This window comes from Actinomycetospora endophytica, from assembly GCF_021026375.1.
Classification (GTDB): Bacteria; Actinomycetota; Actinomycetes; order Mycobacteriales; family Pseudonocardiaceae; genus Actinomycetospora; species Actinomycetospora endophytica.
The window spans coordinates 91,938-110,664 of record NZ_JAJNDB010000010.1 but is presented as its reverse complement, the minus strand read 5'-3'; the positions used below and the strand labels follow the sequence as shown (position 1 = coordinate 110,664).

The window sequence follows — 18,727 nt, the reverse complement described above, 5'->3', positions numbered from 1 at the left end:
GTCAGCTCGCCTCCAGACCCTGGCGCCAGGTGAGCAGGACCCGCTCGAGCACGCGGACGACGAGGTCGGAGATCAGCCCGAGCAGGGCGTAGATGACCAGGCAGACGACGATCCGGTCGGTGCGCAGGTTGTCCTGGGCCTGCAGCATCAGCGACCCGATACCGCCGTCGGAGGAGATCTGCTCGCCGACGACGAGCGCGAGCCACGCGATCCCGAGCGCCAGCCGGAGCCCGACCAGGATGTTCGGCAGCGCGCCGGGGAGCACCACCGAGCGGATGACGCTCCAGCGGCCGGCCCCGAACGTGCGGGCCGCCTCCACCAGGCGCGCGTCGACGTTGCGGATGCCGACCAGCGTGTTGACGTAGACCGGGAAGCAGACGCCGAGGAAGACCAGCGCGATCTTCGGGGTGTCCCCGATGCCGAACCAGAGGATCAGCAGCGGGGTGATCCCGAGGAAGGGCAGCGTGCGCAGCATCTGCATCGGGCTGTCGATCACGTCCTCGCCCAGGCGCAACAGGCCCGAGGCCAGCGCCAGCACCAGGCCGACCGGGACGCCGAGCGCGAGCCCGGTCGCGGCGCGCTGCAGCGAGGTCAGCAGCGCGGTGTCGAGGTCGCCGGAGGCGAACATGTCGCCCGCGGTGCGGATGGTGTCGAGCGGGGAGGACAACGTGTCCGGGGTGAGCACCCCGATCTCGGCGAGGACCTGCCAGAGGACCAGCAGCGCGACGACGACGAGGGTGCGACGGACGGCGCGCGGGACCCGGCGTCGCTCCCGGGCGGCGCGCAGCGGCAGGTCACGCAGCGCGGGGACGGACGGGGACGCGCGGTCGGGGACGACCGGTGGTGCGGACACGGGTGCCCTTCGGGTTCGGTGGGCCCCGGGCGCGCGCAGCCGTCACCCGCCGTTCCCGGGAGAGGGGACGGACGGAGGTGGACGTGCGGAGGTAGCGCGGTCCGGGAGGACTCGGGGGCACGGCTCGTGCGCGAGCGGCGTGCCGGGTCGGGCTCTAGGAAGAGCGACAGACCGCGCTGGCGGTGCGCTTGAAGTCGAGGTGACGGCGGCGGCACAAGGCGAGCTCACCCATGCCGTCCTCCTCGTGGTGGTGGTCCGATCCGGAGGACTGCTTCCGGGTCGGTCCCTGAATCTTGTGACGCAGGTTGCAGGAGGGTCAAGGGTGCCGACGGCGCTGTGTGACCCGTCTCAGTGACTTGTGTCGACAACCGTCACGCATGGTGATCAAGGTCGGCGGCGGTGTCCGAGCACGGCACGGAGGGCGCCGTCATGGTCGACGACGCCCTCCGGGTCCGGGCCTGCTCAGACGGTCGCGGGCAGCTCGGCGCGGGTCCAGGTATTGACGAACTCCAGGCCGCTGCGCTGGAAGAGCTGCGTGACGGGGCAGCGGCGCTCGGTCTCGGAGATCAGGGTCTCGAACTGCTCCGCGGTCGCGTCGGTCTCGACGGTGGCGCGCACCTCGACCTTGTCGAAGTTCGCGTTGCCGTCGGCGCCGCCCACCAGGACCGCGGTGTCGAGGTCGCCCTGGATGTCGAAGGACCACTGCCCGAGCGAGACGCCGAGGTCCTTCGCGACGAGGCTGGCGGTGACCTGGTTGCACGAGGTCAGCGCGCCGAGCGCGTAGAACAGCGGACTCGGGGCGGAGTCCTGGCCGCCGAAGGCCGGGTAGGCGTCGGCGGTGAAGACGTGACCGCCCTCGCCGCCGGCGGTGAGGGTCTGGAAGACGCCGGTGCCCTCGCTGTGGACGGCGAAGGGGACGACGGACTCCTTGGGCGCAATGGCCATGACAGAGCTCTCCTGGGGGCAGACGTGATCACCGGCCGCGGAGTGCGGCCGGTCGGGAGGGGTGCGCGGGCGCGCGGAACCGGATCCCGGAGGAGCCGGGCGGACGAGCGGAGGCTCAGCGGACGGGACGACAGCCCATCGACGGCGTGCGGCAGAGGTCGACGTGCAGACGTCGGACCAGAGCCGGACTCATGACACCTTTCCTAGTCGATCCCGCGCTGATCGCCAAGCCCGCCCTGCCTCACAGGAGGGGGAGCACGCCCTCGCCCACCTGGTAGGCCTCCTCGAGGTGGGGATAGCCGGACAGCACGAACTCGTCGATCCCGAGCTCGTGGTACTCGGCGATCCGCTCGGCGACCTGCTCGTGGCTCCCGACGAGGGCCGTCCCCGCGCCACCGCGGACCAGCCCGACGCCGGCCCACAGGTTGGGGCTGATCTCCAGGTCGTCGGCCGAACCGCCGTGCAGCGCGAGCATCCGCTGCTGCCCGACCGACTGGCTGGTGCGCAGCGCCGCCTGCGCCCGCTCGATCGCGGCGGGGTCGAGCGCCTCGAGCATGCGATGCGCCTCGGCCCAGGCCTGTTCCGCGGTGTCACGGGTGATGACGTGCAGACGGATGCCGAAACGGATCTCCCGGCCGGCCTCGTCGGCCAGCTTGCGCACCCGGCCGATCTTCTCGGCGACCAGCGCCGGCGGCTCGCCCCAGGTCAGGTAGACGTCGGCGTGCCGGGCGGCCACGGGCAGCGCCGCTTCCGACGACCCGCCGAAGTAGATCGGCGGCGTCGGGTCCGGCGGCGCGTAGGTCTGGGCGCCGACGACGCGGTACTGGTCCCCGGAGAAGTCGAACGGCTCGCCGCCCCAGGCGCCCCGGAGCACCGTCAGGAACTCGTCGGTGCGGGCGTAGCGGGAGTCGTGGTCGGCCCAGTCGCCGAAGCGCTGCTGCTCCACCGCGTCGCCGCCGGTGACGATGTTGAGCATCAGCCGGCCGTCGGAGATCCGCTGGTAGCTCGAGGCCTGCTGCGCCGCGAGCGTCGGGGAGATCAGCCCCGGCCGGAACGCGACGAGGTAGCGCAGCGTCCGGGTCTCGCGCAGCAGGGCCGCCGTCGTGATCCAGGCGTCCTCGCAGAACGTCCCGGTCGGGGTGAGGACGCCGGTGAAGCCGAGGTGCTCCGCGGCGCGGGCGATCTGGGCGAGGTAGTCGATGTCGGCGCCCCGGGCGGCGTCGCCGACATCGCCTCGGTCGGCATGACGACGCGCGACGATGCCGCGCGCGTCACCGGACGTGGGCAGGAACCAGTGCGGGACGATCATGGTGCGGCCCCCTTCGCTTCGAATCGGTGGTCGACGATGTCGGCGAAGCGCACCCGCCCGGGGATCACCCCGGCGTCGGAGAACGCGTCCGCCAGCTCCTGCTCCGAGGCGACGAGTCGGTCGTCCATCGGTACCGGGAGGTCGGGGCCGCGGGCGGCGGCCAGCTGCGTGACGGGCAGCGCGAGCTTGGTCTCCTTGCTCCAGACCACGGCCCGCTGGTCGCGGTGGGTGTCGGAGTAGCGCATGGCGGCGTCGACCCGGCGCAGGAAGTCGGCGATCGCCGCCTGCTTGCGGGCGTCGGCGAGCGCCTCGTTGCTCGCGACCTGGAACGAGTACCCGTTCGCCGTCCCGTCCCCGGTGGCGATCACCCGCGCGCCCGCCTCGAGCTGGGCCTGCGCGGTGTAGGGATCCCAGGTGGCCCACGCGTCGACCTGGCCCTGCTTGAACGCCGCGTAGGCGTCGCTGGGCTGGAGGTAGCTCGGGTCGACGTCGTCGAGCGTCATGCCCGCCGCGCGCAGCGTCTCGAGCAGCTGGCCGTGGGCCGAGGTCCCCTTCCCGACGGCGATGCGCTTGTCGCGCAGGTCGGCGACGGTGCGGATCGGGGAGTCCTTCGGGACGAGGATCGCGTCCGAGACGACGTTGCCCTGCGAGGCGGAGACGAGCTGGACGCGGGCCTTGGCCGCCGCCGCGAAGATCACCGGGGTGTTGCCGGTCTGGCCGAGGTCGATCGCCCCGGCCCGGGCGGCCTCGATGAGCGGCGGGCCGGCGGTGAACGTCGTGAACTCCACCCGGTACGGCATCCCGGCGAGCAGGTTCGCCGCGCGCAGCAGCGACGCCACGCCGCCCTTCTGGTCGCCCACCCGCAGCACGACGCCCGTCGGGTCGGCGGGCGGCTGGACCGGGGGCCGCGAGCGCGGCACCGAGGAGCAGCCCGTGACGAGCAGGGCCAGCGCCACGAGGGTGACGACGACGGCCCTACGTCGTCGCATCGTCGATCACCCCGAGCTCCGCGAGCACCGTGGCCCGCAGCGCGCTCGTGTCGTGACGGGGGCGGGGACCCGGAGCGTGGTCGGCGACGATGCGCCCGCCGTCGAGGACGACGACCCGGTCGGCCAGCGCGAGCGCCTCGTCGACGTCGTGGGTGACCAGCAGGATCCCGGGGCGGTGGCGCGTCCAGAGGTCGAGCACCAGGTCGTGCATGGCGATGCGGGTCAGCGCGTCGAGGGCGCCGAACGGCTCGTCGAGCAGGAGCAGCTCGGGCTCGCGGACCAGCGCGCGGGCCAGCGACGCCCGCTGCGCCTCGCCGCCGGAGAGGGTGAGCGGCCACGCGTCGGCCCGGCCGGTCAGCCCGACCTCGTCGAGCGCCCGGCCCGCGGCCTCTATGGCGTCGTCGCGGTGCAGCCCGAGCCGGACGTTGTCGCGGACGCTGCGCCACGGCAGCAGCCGCGGCTCCTGGAACGCGACCGCGAGCGACCCCGGGACCTCGACGGTGCCCGAGACGCCCTCGGCCGCGGTGTCGTCGAGCCCCGCGAGCACCCGCAGCAGCGTGCTCTTCCCCGACCCGCTGCGCCCGAGCAGCGCGACGAACTCGCCGGGCGCGACGGTGAGGTCCAGCCCGTCCAGGACGCGGCGCCCGCCGAAGTCCCGGACGAGCCCGGCGACGTGCGCGGGTGCGGTCTCCGCGGGGGTGCTCACGAGTCCGTCCCGGCGATCGTCGGGCGCCAGCGCAGCGCCCGCCGTTCCAGGGCCCGCACCAGCGCGTCGGTGCCCAGCCCGAGCACGGCGTAGACGACGAGGCCCACGACGATGACGTCGGTGCGCAGGAACTCCCGCGCGTTGTTGATCATGTAGCCGAGGCCGGTGTCGGAGGACACCGTCTCGGCGACGACGATCGAGAGCCAGGCGATGCCCAGCGCCAGGCGCAGGCCCGTCAGGGCGGACGGCAGCGCGCCGGGCACGACGACGTGACGCAGGATCTCCCGCCGGTCGAACCCGGACACCCGGGCCATCTCGAGCAGCTTGGGGTCGACCCCGCGGACCCCGGCGTGCACGTTGAGGTAGATCGGGAAGAGCACCCCGAGCGCGACGAGCAGGATCTTCGGCGTCTCGTCGACGCCGAACCACAGGATGAACAGCGGCACCAGTGCGAGGTGCGGCATCGTCCGCAGCATCTGCACCGGCGGGTCGACGATCAGCCCGCCCCAGCGCGACAGGCCCGACCACACGCCGAGGACGAGCCCGACGAGACCGCCGATCAGGAAGCCGGCGACGACCCGCCCGAGCGAGATCGCGAGGCCCTCGGGCAGTTCCCCGCTGCGGGTGACGTCGACGGCCGCGGTGACGACGCGCCAGGGCGAGGCGAGCTCGTCCTCGGCGAGCAGGCCCGTCGTCGACGCGAGCTGCCAGACGACGACGATCGCGATCGGGCTGATCCAGCGCTGCCAGGTCGGGGTTCGACGACGGCGTCCCGACGGCGGGTCGGTGCGGGTCGGTTCGGAGTCGTAGGTGCGCGCGGGCGCGCCCGGGAAGGTGGTGGACACACGGGCTCCGGGTGTGGAAGGAGTGAGGCGGCGTGTGTCACGAACAGGTGGTGGCGTCGAGGCGCATGAGGTCGACGTGGCGACGCCACGCGAACCGCCAGCCCCGATCCATGACCTGATCGTGCGGAACCGGACGCGTCGACGCAACCCGGAGTGTTCGACCGATACCGGTGTGCAATCACACGCCGGTCGGGAATCGTCCGTCGGCTGACGAGCACGGACGTCGACACCGGGGGAAGCGGCCGGAGGGTGCCCGGTAATACTGACGTCCGTGATCCTGACGCCGGCCGGGTCGACCGGCGCCGTGGCCGGGAGCGGTCTGACCCACCAGCGCCGGTGGGAGAGCGCCAGGCTCGCGGTCTTCGAGCTGGTCCTGCTGGTGGTCCTGCTCCACGTCTACGACCTCGTCGCGCCGCACGCGGCCGGGGACGTCACGGACGCCGACGCCCACAGCCGGGCGGTGTGGGGCCTCGAGAGCGCCTGGGGCATCGACGTCGAGCCCAGCTGGTACGCGGCGCTGGCCGGCCACCCGTGGTTGTCCGGCGCCGCGCACCTGTACTACGCCGACAGCATCTATCTCGCCCCGGCCCTCGTCGCGATCCTGCTCGTCGTCCGGGACGTCGAGGGCTACCGCAGCATGCGCACCGCCTTCGTCGCGACCACGCTGATCGCCTACGCGGCGTTCTGGCTCTACCCGACGGCCCCGCCCTGTCTGCTGCCCGGATCGGGCCTGACCTGCGGGGAGCCGGCGCCGCCGGACCCGTTCGCCGCGATGCCGTCGCTGCACGTCGCGTGGGCCGGGGTGGTGGCGATCGGCCTGGCGCTGCTGTCCACCCAGGCGTGGGTGCGCGCGCTGGGCGTCGTCCATGTGGTGGTCACGATCGCGGTGGTCCTCGCGACCGGGCACCACTTCGTTCTCGACACCGTCGCGGGGCTCGTGGTCGCGGCCGGGGCGTTCGCGCTCACCCGGGTGCTGCCCGGGCGGGAGGCGTCGCGCGGATCGGACCCGATTCCCGTGCTCATCTGATCGCGGCCACGGTCGGCCCGGGTCAACACGAGATCAGGGAGTCACGACGTGGCCCGACGGAGATCCGCTCGACCCGTAGCGGCGCCCTCGCCGTGCGGAAAGCGCTCACAGGCGCGAGAGCGCACCGACGACCCGACGCCCGACCTCCCGGTGCGCCGCGAGGATCGCCGCATCGAGGACCGGGACGTCGGGGTGGCGCTGCGCGGCCTCGTGCAGCGTGACGGCCACCGGGTCGACGACGGGTACGACGACGGCGAGCAGGCACCCCAGCGCCGCGGGGTGGCGGTGGTCGGGCGGCTCACCGGGCCCCAGCGACTCGATCGCCCCGCCGAGCGTGCCCTCCCTCGTCCGGCGGGGGTGGCTCAGTCGCGCGGCGGCCTGCCCGAGGATCGCCAGGTCGGTGGTGTCCACCCGGAGCGCCCGGAAGGCCACCAGGTCGTCGCCGGCCGGCGACGTCCACGCCCCCGGGGCCTCGCGCAGCACCGGGCGCAGGGCCACCGCCAGGCGCTGGAGCGCGCGGAACGCGACCCGCGAGGCGAGTGGCACCGGCAGCCCCGGCCCGACGACGGCGGTGACCGGCAGGGTGCACGAGTCAGTCGTCGCGGCGATCCGGATGGCGCGGTCCGCGTGCGCGTCCTCGGCCCGCCCGCACGCCACGAGCACGCGCTCGGCCGCGCCCAGCAGCGCCGCGACCTCCGGCACCACCGGCGCCAGGTAGGACGCGACGGTGGGTCCGGACGGCGCGGTGTCGACCGGTCGGCGGGTGCCCGGACGGCGCTCGGGCCGGCTCATCGCAGCAGGTCGCGCGCGGTGAGCAGGGCGAGGTAGGCGTCCTCGAGGTCGCCGGCGGCCAGGTGCGCGCAGGCCACGCGCACCGCCGGGACGGCCGCGACGGGGCCGTCCTCGCCCACGCGCTCGAGGTGGCGGTCGACGGCGTCGCGCAGCATCTGGTCGAGGTGCCGGCGGGCCGCGTAGGTGGAGGGGCCGTAGTCCACCTCGTCGAGGCTCGCGACGGCCGCGGTCACGGCGCGCAGCAGCGCGATGGTCGTGCTCGGGCGGCGGCGCACCGGTCCCGCGGCGGGGACCGGGGCGGCGCGGTGGGGCTGGGGGTCGGACAGGAGAGTCACGGTGGGGCCGTTTCGGTGGAGGCGCCGGGCCGCCGCGTCAGAGGCGGGGCCGCGGGCGCGGGGTGGACGGCGTCGCCGCGGTTCTGCTCCGGCCGTCGGGGGCGGAGGGTCGCGGGCGGGGCCGATCAGGAACGCGAGCGGCGGGGACCCGGGCGACAACAGGTCGCGGCCAGGCGGCACAGGTCGACGTGAAGACGTCGAACCAGCGGCCGGCCGGGGGTCACGGGTCCACTGTTCCGCATCGGTGGCCCGTTGACCAGCAACGGCCGTCAGATCCAGTACGGGGCGGGGCCGGACCCGTCGTCGCGCGTCAGGCCCTCGCCGGACGAGCGCCCGCTCAGCCAGGCCAGCAGCTCGGCCTGGGTGCCCCGCACCCACGGGGCCGGCGGGCCCAGCTCGCGCTGCAGGTCGGTGTCGGACGCCGCCAGCCGCAGCGGGGGCAGCGGGTCGCGGCGGGCGAACTCGAACAGGATGTCGTCGAGAATCCAGCGCGCGGTGGCGGACGGGATGTCGGCGAAGCCGTAGCCGAGGGCGAGGTCGACGTGGTGGACCTCGATCTCCCGCACCCGGATCCACGGCAGCGCCGCCGGCCCGCGCAGCTCGCCGGGGCGCATCCGCACCTGGGCGTCCCACGCGTGGTCCGGCAGCTCCTGCATCGTCGCGACGAACGCGTCCGAGGCGTCGGTGACGTCGTCGATCAGCGCCGCGACCGGACGCCGCGCGCCCGCCTCGATCTGCTCCGCGCGGAACTCCATGCTCGGGTACTGCGGCACCTCGCGGCCCTCGGCGGCCCCGGCGAGCAGCCGCCGGTAGCTGTCGGCGGCCCGCGCGACGTGGGTGACGACGTGCCCGCGCGTCCACGGCGGGATGAGCGTGGGGCCGGCGACGTCGGCGTCGTCGAGGGTCGCGAGGGCGGCGACGAACCGCTCGGTCGCGGCGGTCACCGCGGCCAGGGAACCGTCCAGGTCGGCGTCGGGCGCCGGCGACCCGGCGTGGGCGAGAGGCCCCTCCGGGGCGGAGGCGGGGCGGCTCATCGCAGCAGGTCCCGGGCCGTGAGCAGGCCGAAGTAGGCGTCCTCGAGGACGGCGGCGGCCAGATAGGTGCAGGCCACCCGCACGGCCGAGACCGCGCCCGTCGGGGGCTCATGAGCGGGCAGTGCGTCGCGCAGCATCGCCTCGATCGTGCGGCGCTGCCGGGCGTCGAGGCTCGTCGTCGTGCGGGCGTCGCCCAGCTCGCGGATGACGGCGGTGACCGCGCCGAGCAGGGGATCACCGGACCGTCCCGGTCGGGGCGCCCCGCGGCGGGGCGTGCCGGTGCGGGACCGGACCGGAGGTGCCGGCGGCGAGGAGGTCGCGCGGTCGGCGTGGGCGAGCAGCAGTTCGGGGGAGGACACGGGTCTCCTCGGTGAGGTGGCCACGGCGCAGAGCGCGCGGGCCGAGCGGACTGGTCAGGAGCTGCGCAGGCCCCGACATCCGCTGGTGACGACGAGGAGAAGATCCACGTACGTCCGACGTACGAGGTCCCTGCCCGGTCCGGTCACTCGACGATCATGGCATGGATCCACCCTCCGCGACCACGGCGCCACCCGGCGTGAGGTCACCCACAGCCTTCCCGTTCCGGATGATCCGGCTGCCTAGCGTGACGGGCCATGTGCCGGACGCGACTCACCCGACGCCGTTGCACCGACCTGATGCGCTCCCGGTCCGCCCTCTGTCGGTGCGTGCGCCAGCCAGGCCCGCCGACGAGGGGATCCGCATGTCCGCGATCGAGCATGACCCGACCGCCACCACCGACCTGACCAGCCGCGTCCCGCGCCGCCGATGGCTCGTCACCGGGCTGGTCCTCGTCATCACGACGGTGGCGTTCATCGACCGCGTCAACCTCTCGGTCGCCGCCCCGGTCCTGATCCGCGAATTCGGCACGAACACCGCGGTGATGGGGCTGCTGCTCTCCAGCTTCAGCTGGACCTACACCCTGCTCAACCTGCCCGCGGGCCGGCTCGTGGACCGGGTCGGACCCCGCGTCGCCTACACCGGTGCCCTGCTCGTGTGGTCGGTGGCGAGCCTGGCCGGCGCGGGCGTGAGCTCGGCCGGCGCGATGTTCGGGCCGCGGCTGCTGCTGGGCGTCGGTGAGGCGCCGTTCATCCCCGCCGCCGTACGCACCCTGTCCGACTGGCTGCCCCGCTCCGAGCGCGGTCTGGCCTCGGGTGTGTTCATCTCCGGGGTCGCGCTCGGGTCGGCCGTCGGGCCGCCGATCCTCGGCGCGGTCGTCTCCGCGGCGGGCTGGCGCGCGGGCTTCCTCGTGACCGCCGCGCTGTCGCTCGTCGTCGCCGTCGTCTGGTTCCTCTGGTACCGCAGCCCCGGGACCGACCCGCGGCTCTCGGCCGCCGAGCGCGCGCTGATCGAGGCGGACCAGGAACCGGTGGAACGCGTCGGGGCCGCACCGTGGCGGGTGCTGGTGCGCCACCGGGACGTCTGGGCCCTCACCGCCGGCTACTTCTGCCTGCTCTACATCCTCTACACCTTCGTCAGCTGGGTCCCGGGCTACCTGGTCGCCGACCGGCACATGACCCTGCTCGGCTCCGGGTTCGCCACGGCGGTCCCGTGGCTCTGTGCGGTCGTCGTGACGATCGTCGGCGGGAAGCTCGTCGATCTCGCCGTCCGACGGGGCCTGCGCGTCGTCACCGCGCGCAAGGTCGTCCTCGTCGGCGGCATGGTCGCCGCGCTCGCCATCCTGGGCACGGCACTGACCGGATCGTCGGTCGTCGCGATCGTCTGCCTGTCGGTGTCGACCTCCGGGATCTCGCTGGCCAACGGCGCGTGCTGGGCCGCGACCCAGGACGTCGCGCGCCGGTCGGGGCTGACCGGGTCGGCCGCAGGATTCGTCAACGGGATCGCGAACGTCGGCGGGCTGCTCGGCCCGATCGTCACCGGGTATCTCGCCTACGCCACCTACTCCTTCGTCGTGCCCCTGGTGGTAGCGGCCGGCCTCGCGCTGGTGGGCGCGCTCGTCTGGCTAGGTGCGCTGCGCGCCGGTGAGCACTGATCCGTGCCAGGGCATGGATGAGTGCTCACGAGCGCGCAGCGCACCTACGGTGATCGGGACCCGACGAGCACCGAGGAGGCACCGTGTCCGACCCCGCACCGCAGCAGGTGGACCTGCTGGAGGGACTGCGCACCACCCCGTCGCGGCGCTACCTGGCGGAGACCCCGATCCCGGACGCCGTGCTGTGGGAGCTGCTCGACACCGCGATCCGCGGCCCGTCCGGCGGCAACCGGCAGCAGTGGGGCTGGATCGTGGTGACCGACGCGGACGTCAAGGCGCGGATCGCGAGCTGGTACCGACAGGCCTGGGAGAACGCGTACGGGGTCCGGCGCGCGGAGCTCACCGACCCGTCCCGCGTCGACGCCGAGATCGGGCTGACCCCGGCGTCCTTCCGGGCGGCGGACCACCTGGCCGAGCACCTCGCCGAGGCGCCGGTGTTCATCGTCCCGGTGCTGCGCAACGCGGCGGACTCGACCGACAAGCGGCTCGGCTCCTCGATCTACGGCGCGGTTCAGCACCTGCTCCTCGCGGCCCGCGCGTACGGGATCGGCGGGGTCCTGACGACGCTGCACCTGATCGGGGAGCAAGAGGTGAACGAGCTGCTCGGGCTGCCCGACGACGTCGCGACGATGGGGCTGGTGCCGCTCGGCTACCCCGCCCGGGGCCGCTGGTCGGTCCCGCGGCGGCAGCCGGTCGAGGAGGTCGTGCACTGGGAGCGGTGGGGTCGGATCAGAGCTCGTCGACCGGACGGAGCATGAGCGTCGCGACGGTGCTGATGACCGCGGTCAGGGCGAGGAACCCGCAGGCCAGCCACGGTGAGCCGCCCGCCGCGGCGAGCAGCGAGGTCAGGATGAGCGGCGTCAGGCCCGAGGCGTAGATGCCGCTGCCCTGGAAGACGAGCGACATCCCGGTGTAGCGGGTGCGCGTCGGGAACAGCTCCGCGAACAGCGTCGCCTCGGCGCCCGACTGCACGCCGTAGACGAGGCCGAGCAGCAGCACGAGCACGGCGACCACGATCGGCAGCGACCCGGTGCCGAGCCCGAGGAACGCCGGGTAGACGGTGAGCCCGAAGACCACGCAGCCGCCGGCGAAGACTGCCCGACGGCCGAAGCGGTCGGCGAGGCGGCCCGCGACGGGGACGACCGCGGCGGAGACCAGCGCGGCGACCGTCACGGCGACCAGCACCTCGGTCTTCGGCATCTTCACCGTCGTGACGGCGTAGGTGAGGACGAAGACGCCCCAGGTGTTGAAGGCGGCGCCCTCGGCCCACCGGGCGAGCAGCCCGAGCCCGAGGTTGCGTCGCGACGCGGCGTCGCGGACGACGTCGAGCACCGGCACGCGGGAGATCTCGGCGCCCTCCTGCAGCCGCCGGAAGGCCGGGGTCTCGAACACCCGGAGCCGGACGACGAGCCCGATGGCGACGAGCACGATGCTGACGAGGAACGCGAGGCGCCACCCCCAGGCCAGGAAGTCCTGGTTGTCCATGGCGGCGCCGAGCAGTGCGAACGCGCCGGTGCCGAGCGCCAGGCCGAGCCCCAGACCGATCTGCGGGCTCGAGCCCCACAGCCCGCGCCGCCCCGGCGGGGCGTACTCGACGGCCATGAGGACCGCGCCGGCCCACTCCCCGCCGAGCGCGATGCCGCCGAGGACGCGCAGCACCACCAGCAGGATCGGCGCCCAGATCCCGATCGAGGCGTAGGAGGGCAGGACGCCGATGAGCGCCGTCGCCGCCCCGGCCAGGGCCATCGTCGCGACCAGGGTCGCCCGGCGCCCCACCCGGTCGCCGAGGTGCCCGAAGAGGATCCCGCCGATCGGGCGGGCGACGAACCCGACCGCGAAGGTCGCGAACGACAGCAGCGTTCCCACGGTCTCGTTGCCGGCGGGGAAGAACAGCGCCGGGAACACCAGGCTCGCGGCGGTGGCGAAGAGGAAGAAGTCGTACCACTCGATCGTCGTGCCGATCAGCGACGCGATCAGGACGGTGCGGGCCTGGTCCGGTGGGTCGGTCCGGGCCTCGTCGGGAGTGGTGTCGGTCGTGGTCATGGGCTGTCCTCGCGCGGCATCGGGCCCGGCGGCGCGCGCGGGCCGGCCGGGGTGGGAAGCGTTCGGTCACGTCCCGGCAGGGCCTGGTGCGGCGGGCCGGGAGGTGGTGCTACTCAGGCCGGACAGGCCTGGGTGCGACGGCGGCCGTGGTCGACGTGGCGACGCCGGGCGAGCGGGACCGAGGGCAGCACGGCACCGGGGCGGCGGCAGACCACACGCGTCCCGGGCATGGGTGGTCATCGTGCCCTCCCGGACGACCCGGCGAAAGCCGAACGCGAATTCACCCACACGGGTGGGTACGGCGGTGTGATCCCGGGCACTCCGCCTAGCTGATTGCGCCCAACGGAATCGCTGATCACGCGGTCGGGATATGACGCAGGTCACCAACTCACGGGAGCCTCACGGGCTCGGCGAGGCTCCGGGATCGATCGGCGCTTTTGACCGCGCGAGATCCGACTGTCAGCTTCTCCGTCGTGCGCAACCACTTCATGCTCGCCGGGCGGCGACACGTGGATCTGCTGCGCACGTGCAGCGCGCTCTGTCCCTGATCGAGGGCACCTCTCTCCCGCCGCTGCCTGATCCGCCGACCGTTCCCGAACGGATCGGCGTGGCTTCCCCCGCGCGTCGAGCTCTCGGCGCGCGCGCCCCCGTCCCGCTCCGACGCCCCGGTGGCGTCGGCGGCATCGCGTCGACGGGCACCACCTGCTCCCCGAAGGAATTCTCATGATCAAGACACGATGGATCGCGGTCGCGGCCGCGACGCTCGTCCTCCCCCTGACCGCGGCCGGTCCGATGGCTTCCGCCGCGCCCTCGGCGCCGGCGATACCCCACGCGGCGCCGGCACCCCCGATCCCGCCGACCGACCCGACCAAGCCCGTGACCCTGTGCAACAACCTGCAGGGCGGCACGTGCGTCGGCGGACCCAGGGCGGACACCCTCATCGGCGGTCAGAAGATCGACCACATCTTCGGCGGGGGCGGTGACGACGACATCGAGCAGAACCTCATCTTCCTGCAGGGCAGCAGCGACGACGCCCACGGCGGCCCGGGACGGGACTGCATCGACGGCGGCGGCGGTGACTCGCAGCAGTTCGGCGACGACGGCGACGACAACGTGCCCTGCGAGTTCACCGCCTTCGTCGACCCGGAGGCGGCGCTGACCAGCGGACCGGGCGACGACACGATCCACGGTGGCCGGGGCAACGACTCCATGGACGGCATCTTCGACAGCGACACGATGTACGGCGACGAGGGCAACGACCTCATCAACGACCCGTACCCGAACGACCAGGACAAGGAGTACGGCGGGCCGGGCGACGACGTCCTCAACGCCTCCGACGGCGGCAACGACGACCTCGTCGACGGCGGCCCCGGCAACGACACCTGCATCGGCGACCCGGGCGACACGTTCGTCAACTGCGAGCACATCATCCGCTTCTTCGGACCGCTGCTCGTGAACCCGGCCGGGCTGCCCGTCCCGCTGCCCCGGGCCCTCGGGGCCAACCCCAACGCCGTGGTGCCGGCGCTGCCCCCGGCGACGACGACGTAGGTGCCTTCCGCACGTCGATGCCCGGCCCCCCGAGGCTGGGGCCGGGCATCGGTGTCGTGCGGATCAGGTCACTGGTTGGTACCTCCCTTGGTGCTGTTCTGCGATCCGGTGCCGGACGAGCCGGTGCCCGCGGAGCCGCTGCCCGTCGAGCCGGAGCCCGAACCCGACGTCGAGCCCGTACCGGAGCCCGAGGTGCTGCCGGTGCCCTTCGAGGTGCCGCCGGTCGTCGAGGTGCCCGTCGTGGAGGTGCCGTCGGTCGAGGTCCCCGTCCCGGTGGTGCCCGTCGAGGAGTCGGCGGACCCGGTGGGCTGGCAGACCTTGCTGCCGTCGGCGAGGACGGCGCCGCAGGTCGGGCCGGTCTTCTCGGTGCCGGTCCCGGGCGGCGTCTGACCGCCGGGACCGGTCCCGTCCTTCGCGGTGTCCTTGCCGCCGTTGGGGTCGAGGGTCTTGTGGCCCGGGAGCTTGACCGGGGTGCGCGTCGTCGAACCGTCGGGGTTGACGATCGAGCCGTCGCCCTTGGTGATCGAGCCGTCGGGGTTGACCTTGTCGGGCGCCACGGCGGTGAACTTGGACTTGAAGTTGCCGTCCTGGCCCCAGACGACGACGTTGTTGCCGCTGATCACGGTCGCGGTGCCGTCGTAGTTGAAGATGACCTTCGGCTGCGGGTTCAGCGGGGCGCCCTTGTCGTCGACAGCCGTGCCGTCGGCCCGGATCGTGAAGCCCGGGACGGTGGTGGTGCCCCCGACCGGCAGCTGGATGGTCTGCGGCGGGATCGTGATCGTGGTGCGCTCGGTGCCGTCCGGGTTGAAGGTCTTGCCGTCGACGGTGACCGACCCGTCCGGGTTGACCACGCCGCCGGCCGGGATCGGGGCCTTCGGCGCCCGGATGCTGCCGTCGGGGTTGAGGATGCGCCCGTCGGAGAGCAGCACCGACCCGTCGTAGTTGTAGCGCGCGGTCAGCGACGAGGGGTTGGGCCCGGGGTGCGGCTTGGGGTCGGGCTTGCCGGGGACGACCACGACGCCGCCATTGTCGATCGTCGTGAACCGGAACTGGCCGATGGCGGCGGCGGTCGGGGTGACCGTGACCGCGTCGGAGGCCCCGGCGCCGGCGGTGAGCGGGTTGCCGTTGAAGCACTTGACGGTCGGCTCGCCGTAGCTGTTGACCAGCACCGCGGTGCCGGCCGCGAGGACCGCGGGCCGCTGGACGAACGCGCCGTCCTGGTAAGGGTGGTCGGTGACCGAGGTGGCGGCGCGCAGCACCACCGGCGAGAGGCTGTTGACGAACGCGGGCACGTCGCCGGCGCCGATCCCGAAGACCCCGCCGAACGCGGCGAGCTTGGCCGGGTCGGCCTGCAGCTGGGACAGGAACGCCGCGTCGTCGCAGGACGGTGGGGTCGTCGCTGCGTAGAGGCCGTTGGTGTCACCGGCCTGCGGGCCGGTCGCGGACACGGCCGCGACCTGCGGGGCGTCGGTGCCGAAGGGGCTCGTCGTCGGGTTGGCCCCGGCGAACGAGGTGGTCTGCACCGCGGCGTCGGCCGAGGTCCCCGAGAGCGCGATCCAGGTGCCGGCACCCCCGGCGACGAGGCCGGCCGCGATCAGCCCGGCGACGATCTTGCCGGCGAGCGGGCGCTTGCCGCGCGGGGGCTTCGGCGGTGGAGGCGGCGGGACCGGACCGGGGAACGTCCGGCCGGGGTACGACGCGGCGTCGGGACGCGGGGTCCCGAACTGCTGGGCCGGGACGGGGTGGACGGTGCGGGGGTCGAAGTTCGTCATGGAAGGCTCCTCGGCGCTGGTCCGGGGCCTCGGTGACCCCGTCTCGCTGATGGGAGAAGCCTGTCGCGATCGGGCCCGCACGACTAGCGTGTACGCCCCCGACCTCCCCGGGGAGCACCCCAGCGCCGGGCGGGGGTTGTCCCTACCCACCGGCCACGGGGACGCGGGCCGGACGGGCGGCCGCCCGCGGTACCAGCAGCGAGAGCACCGCCGCGACCGCGCACAGCCCGCCCGCCGTCAGCCACGCCGAGGTGTACGAGCCGGTCGAGTCGCGCAGCAGCCCGGCCCCGAGGGCGGCGATCGCCGACCCGATCTGGTGCGACGCGAAGATCCAGCCGAAGACGACCGGCGCGCGCTCGCCGAAGTGCTCGCGGGCCAGAGCCACCGTCGGCGGCACCGTCGCGACCCAGTCCAGGCCGTAGAACACGATGAACGCCCAGATCGGCGGGGTGGCCGACGGCCCGAGCAGCAGCGGGAGCACGGCCAGCGACGCGCCGCGCAGCAGGTAGTAGGCGATCAGCAGCCGTCGCGGGTCGATGCGGTCGGTGAACCACCCCGAGGCGATCGTCCCGGCGACGTCGAACACCCCGACGACGGCGAGCAGCCCGGCCGCCGTCGTCGCCGGCATGCCGTGGTCGTGCGCGGCGGGGACGAAGTGGGTGTTCACCAGGCCGACGGTCGTCGCGCCGCAGATGGCGAACCCGCCGGCGAGCAGCCAGAACGGGCCGGTCCGGGCCGCGTCGCACAGCACCGTCAGGGCGTGGCGGACGGCGCCGCTCGAGACAGCAGGTGCCTGCGGAACGTCGACCGGCGACGCTCCGAGCGCGACGGTGCCGACGTCGCTCGGCCGGTCGCGCAGCAGGAACACGACCAGCGGCACCACCAGCAGCGCCCCGGCGGTGACGACCAGCGAGGCCGGCCGCCAGCCGTGGGTCGACGCCAGCGAGGCCATCAGCGGGAGGAACACCAGCCCGCCCGCGGACTGCGCCGCCGTCAGCACCCCGCTGACCAGCCCGCGGTGCCGCACGAACCAGCGCCCGGTCACCGTCGCGACGAACGCGAGCGCGGTCGCCCCGGTCCCGACGCCGATGCAGACGCCCCACAGCAGCACCAACTGCCACGGCGCGTCGACGAAGACCGTGAGCCCGCTGCCCGCCGCCACGAGCAGCAGCCCGACGGTGACCACGCGGCGCATCCCGAAGCGCTCCATCAGCGCCGCGGCGAACGGCGAGATCACGCCGTAGAGGACCAGGTTGACCGACACCGCCGCCGAGATCGTGCCGTGCGACCAGCCGAATTCGGAGTGCAGCGGGTCGATGAGCACCCCCGGCGCGGAGCGGAACCCCGCCGCGCACATGAGGGCGACGAAGGCGGTGACGGCGACCGCCCAGGGCCAGGTGTTCGCGCGCAGGCCCGACGTGACGGGGGGCGTGGTGGTGGACACGGGAGATCACCTTCGTCGTCCCGTGACCGCCGAACCAGTGGCCGGACCGCCGACATGTGCCAAGATCGGGCCATGGTGCATCGCGTGGCGGTCCTGGCGCTCGACGCCGTCGTCGGGTTCGACCTCCCGATGGCCTCGCAGATCCTCGGCGAGGCGCAGCGCGACGGCGAACCGCTCTACGACGTGCGGGTCTGCGGGGTCCAGCGCAGTGTGCGGGTGACCAGCGGGTACCGCCTCGAGCTCGACCACGGGCCGGAGGCGCTCGCCGAGGCCGACACCGTGGTCGTCCCGGGCACCCACTGCGTCCCGGTGCGCCGCGACGGGATCCTGCCGCCCGAGGTGGCCGAGGCGCTCGCGCTGGTCCCGGCCGGGGCGCGCTGGATGTCGATCTGCACCGGGGCGTTCGTCCTCGCCGCCGCCGGGCGCCTGGACGGCCGCCGCGCGACGACGCACTGGGCCCGCGCCGCCGAGTTCCGCCGGCTGTTCCCCGCCGTCGAGCTCGACGAGGACGTGCTCTTCGTCGACGAGGGCGACCTGCTGACCTCGGCCGGACTCGCTGCGGGGATCGACCTGTGCCTGCACGTGCTGCGTCGCGACCACGGCAGCGAGGTCGCGAACGCGGTCGCGCGCCACGCGGTCGTCGCACCCTGGCGTGACGGCGGGCAGGCGCAGTTCATCGACGTGCCGGTCCCCGAGAGCCGCGGCGACGGCGGGACCGCCGCGGCCCGCGCCTGGGCGCTAGCGCACCTGGCCGAGCCGATCGCGGTGGCCGACCTGGCCGCCGTGTCCGCGATGAGCGTCCGCACCTTCACCCGACGGTTCCGGGCCGAGACCGGCCGCTCGCCGGCGGCCTGGCTGCTGGCCCAGCGCCTCGTCCACGCCCGGCACCTGCTGGAGACGACGACGTTGCCGGTGGACCGGGTGGCGGCCGCGTCCGGGCTGGGCAGCGCGTCGTCGTTGCGCGCGCACCTCGGGGCGAGCCTCGGGATGTCCCCGCTGGCCTACCGGCGGCGGTGGGCCTCGGCCTGAGCGCACAGCAGAACGCCCGGCCCTTGCTGAGGGGCCGGGCGTTCG

Annotated in this window: 18 protein-coding genes; 5 read left to right on the top strand and 13 right to left on the bottom strand. The window is 74.0% G+C overall.

Annotated elements, in window-relative coordinates; all coding sequences use genetic code 11:
• Position 1 precedes the first annotated feature (1 nt).
• The 6 genes from LQ327_RS31740 to LQ327_RS31715 form a co-directional block, all read right to left on the bottom strand.
• Positions 2–853, bottom strand: a complete 852-nt coding sequence (locus LQ327_RS31740) for an ABC transporter permease (protein WP_230740438.1) — start codon at positions 851–853, stop codon at positions 2–4.
• Between the two features lie 462 nt (positions 854–1,315).
• Positions 1,316–1,798 (bottom strand): OsmC family protein, encoded by a 483-nt coding sequence (locus LQ327_RS31735; RefSeq protein ID WP_230740435.1) that lies wholly within the window; start codon positions 1,796–1,798, stop codon positions 1,316–1,318.
• A 241-nt stretch (positions 1,799–2,039) separates the two neighbouring features.
• Positions 2,040–3,107 carry an LLM class flavin-dependent oxidoreductase gene (locus LQ327_RS31730; RefSeq protein ID WP_230740433.1) on the bottom strand — a complete coding sequence of 356 codons (1,068 nt, stop codon included), beginning with the start codon at positions 3,105–3,107 and terminating at the stop codon, positions 2,040–2,042.
• On the bottom strand, positions 3,104–4,096 hold the full coding sequence (locus LQ327_RS31725; protein ID WP_230740430.1) for an ABC transporter substrate-binding protein: 993 nt from the start codon (positions 4,094–4,096) through the stop codon (positions 3,104–3,106). Before LQ327_RS31725 ends, LQ327_RS31730 begins: the two co-directional genes overlap by 4 nt.
• A complete protein-coding gene (locus LQ327_RS31720) occupies positions 4,083–4,802 on the bottom strand; it encodes an ABC transporter ATP-binding protein (protein WP_230740428.1) in 720 nt (239 codons plus the stop codon). Before LQ327_RS31720 ends, LQ327_RS31725 begins: the two co-directional genes overlap by 14 nt.
• Complete coding sequence (locus tag LQ327_RS31715) at positions 4,799–5,647, bottom strand: ABC transporter permease (RefSeq protein ID WP_230740426.1); 849 nt, start codon at positions 5,645–5,647, stop codon at positions 4,799–4,801. The genes LQ327_RS31720 and LQ327_RS31715 overlap by 4 nt, the downstream gene beginning before the upstream one ends.
• 271 nt (positions 5,648–5,918) lie before the next feature.
• On the opposite strand from LQ327_RS31715, the gene LQ327_RS31710 reads away from it, so the two are divergent.
• Positions 5,919–6,674, top strand: a complete 756-nt coding sequence (locus LQ327_RS31710; protein ID WP_230740424.1) for a phosphatase PAP2 family protein — start codon at positions 5,919–5,921, stop codon at positions 6,672–6,674.
• A 105-nt stretch (positions 6,675–6,779) separates the two neighbouring features.
• Here the strand turns inward: LQ327_RS31710 and LQ327_RS31705 are convergent, their stop codons facing one another.
• The 4 genes from LQ327_RS31705 to LQ327_RS31690 all read right to left on the bottom strand — a co-directional run bounded on the left by LQ327_RS31705 (position 6,780) and on the right by LQ327_RS31690 (position 9,194).
• Entirely contained in the window at positions 6,780–7,466 is a 687-nt protein-coding gene (locus LQ327_RS31705) for a hypothetical protein (protein WP_230740422.1), read from the bottom strand.
• The gene (locus tag LQ327_RS31700; protein ID WP_230740420.1) at positions 7,463–7,801 is read right to left on the bottom strand and encodes a hypothetical protein; all 339 of its coding nucleotides are present in this window, start codon (positions 7,799–7,801) and stop codon (positions 7,463–7,465) included. Before LQ327_RS31700 ends, LQ327_RS31705 begins: the two co-directional genes overlap by 4 nt.
• Positions 7,802–8,070: 269 nt before the next feature.
• The gene (locus LQ327_RS31695) at positions 8,071–8,835 is read right to left on the bottom strand and encodes a maleylpyruvate isomerase family mycothiol-dependent enzyme (protein ID WP_230740418.1); all 765 of its coding nucleotides are present in this window, start codon (positions 8,833–8,835) and stop codon (positions 8,071–8,073) included.
• Positions 8,832–9,194, bottom strand: coding sequence for a hypothetical protein (locus tag LQ327_RS31690; RefSeq protein ID WP_230740416.1), 363 nt, complete (start codon positions 9,192–9,194; stop codon positions 8,832–8,834). The genes LQ327_RS31695 and LQ327_RS31690 overlap by 4 nt, the downstream gene beginning before the upstream one ends.
• 362 nt (positions 9,195–9,556) lie before the next feature.
• Here LQ327_RS31690 and LQ327_RS31685 point away from each other — a divergent pair, with 362 nt between their 5' ends.
• Both LQ327_RS31685 and LQ327_RS31680 read left to right on the top strand, forming a co-directional pair.
• Positions 9,557–10,846, top strand: a complete 1,290-nt coding sequence (locus LQ327_RS31685; RefSeq protein ID WP_230740414.1) for an MFS transporter — start codon at positions 9,557–9,559, stop codon at positions 10,844–10,846.
• Positions 10,847–10,929: 83 nt separating this feature from the next.
• Positions 10,930–11,604, top strand: a complete 675-nt coding sequence (locus LQ327_RS31680) for a nitroreductase family protein (RefSeq protein ID WP_230740412.1) — start codon at positions 10,930–10,932, stop codon at positions 11,602–11,604.
• Here LQ327_RS31680 and LQ327_RS31675 read toward each other — a convergent pair.
• Positions 11,576–12,889, bottom strand: a complete 1,314-nt coding sequence (locus LQ327_RS31675; RefSeq protein WP_230740410.1) for an MFS transporter — start codon at positions 12,887–12,889, stop codon at positions 11,576–11,578. The two genes, LQ327_RS31680 and LQ327_RS31675, sit on opposite strands and share 29 nt — an antisense overlap.
• A 723-nt stretch (positions 12,890–13,612) precedes the next feature.
• On the opposite strand from LQ327_RS31675, the gene LQ327_RS31670 reads away from it, so the two are divergent.
• Positions 13,613–14,437 (top strand): calcium-binding protein, encoded by an 825-nt coding sequence (locus LQ327_RS31670; protein WP_230740408.1) that lies wholly within the window; start codon positions 13,613–13,615, stop codon positions 14,435–14,437.
• 68 nt (positions 14,438–14,505) lie between these two features.
• On the opposite strand, the gene LQ327_RS31665 is transcribed toward LQ327_RS31670, so the two are convergent.
• Together LQ327_RS31665 and LQ327_RS31660 are read right to left on the bottom strand one after the other, a co-directional pair.
• On the bottom strand, positions 14,506–16,209 hold the full coding sequence (locus LQ327_RS31665) for a DUF6777 domain-containing protein (RefSeq protein WP_230740406.1): 1,704 nt from the start codon (positions 16,207–16,209) through the stop codon (positions 14,506–14,508).
• A gap of 142 nt (positions 16,210–16,351) precedes the next feature.
• Complete coding sequence (locus LQ327_RS31660) at positions 16,352–17,566, bottom strand: MFS transporter (protein WP_230740710.1); 1,215 nt, start codon at positions 17,564–17,566, stop codon at positions 16,352–16,354.
• Between the two features lie 159 nt (positions 17,567–17,725).
• Between LQ327_RS31660 and LQ327_RS31655 the strand changes: the two genes are divergently transcribed.
• Complete coding sequence (locus tag LQ327_RS31655) at positions 17,726–18,682, top strand: GlxA family transcriptional regulator (RefSeq protein ID WP_230740404.1); 957 nt, start codon at positions 17,726–17,728, stop codon at positions 18,680–18,682.
• Positions 18,683–18,727 lie beyond the last annotated feature (45 nt).

What these genes read in the sequence shown, in the direction of transcription:
- LQ327_RS31660 (WP_230740710.1), bottom strand. Translation starts at nt 17,566, where the DNA reads ATGTGCGCGGCGGGGTTCCGCTCCGCGCCGGGGGTGCTCATCGACCCG.
- LQ327_RS31675 (WP_230740410.1), bottom strand. Translation starts at nt 12,889, where the DNA reads ATGACCACGACCGACACCACTCCCGACGAGGCCCGGACCGACCCACCG.
- LQ327_RS31730 (WP_230740433.1), bottom strand. Translation starts at nt 3,107, where the DNA reads ATGATCGTCCCGCACTGGTTCCTGCCCACGTCCGGTGACGCGCGCGGC.
- LQ327_RS31670 (WP_230740408.1), top strand. Translation starts at nt 13,613, where the DNA reads ATGATCAAGACACGATGGATCGCGGTCGCGGCCGCGACGCTCGTCCTC.
- LQ327_RS31705 (WP_230740422.1), bottom strand. Translation starts at nt 7,466, where the DNA reads ATGAGCCGGCCCGAGCGCCGTCCGGGCACCCGCCGACCGGTCGACACC.
- LQ327_RS31725 (WP_230740430.1), bottom strand. Translation starts at nt 4,096, where the DNA reads ATGCGACGACGTAGGGCCGTCGTCGTCACCCTCGTGGCGCTGGCCCTG.
- LQ327_RS31695 (WP_230740418.1), bottom strand. Translation starts at nt 8,835, where the DNA reads ATGAGCCGCCCCGCCTCCGCCCCGGAGGGGCCTCTCGCCCACGCCGGG.
- LQ327_RS31655 (WP_230740404.1), top strand. Translation starts at nt 17,726, where the DNA reads ATGGTGCATCGCGTGGCGGTCCTGGCGCTCGACGCCGTCGTCGGGTTC.
- LQ327_RS31685 (WP_230740414.1), top strand. Translation starts at nt 9,557, where the DNA reads ATGTCCGCGATCGAGCATGACCCGACCGCCACCACCGACCTGACCAGC.
- LQ327_RS31665 (WP_230740406.1), bottom strand. Translation starts at nt 16,209, where the DNA reads ATGACGAACTTCGACCCCCGCACCGTCCACCCCGTCCCGGCCCAGCAG.
- LQ327_RS31735 (WP_230740435.1), bottom strand. Translation starts at nt 1,798, where the DNA reads ATGGCCATTGCGCCCAAGGAGTCCGTCGTCCCCTTCGCCGTCCACAGC.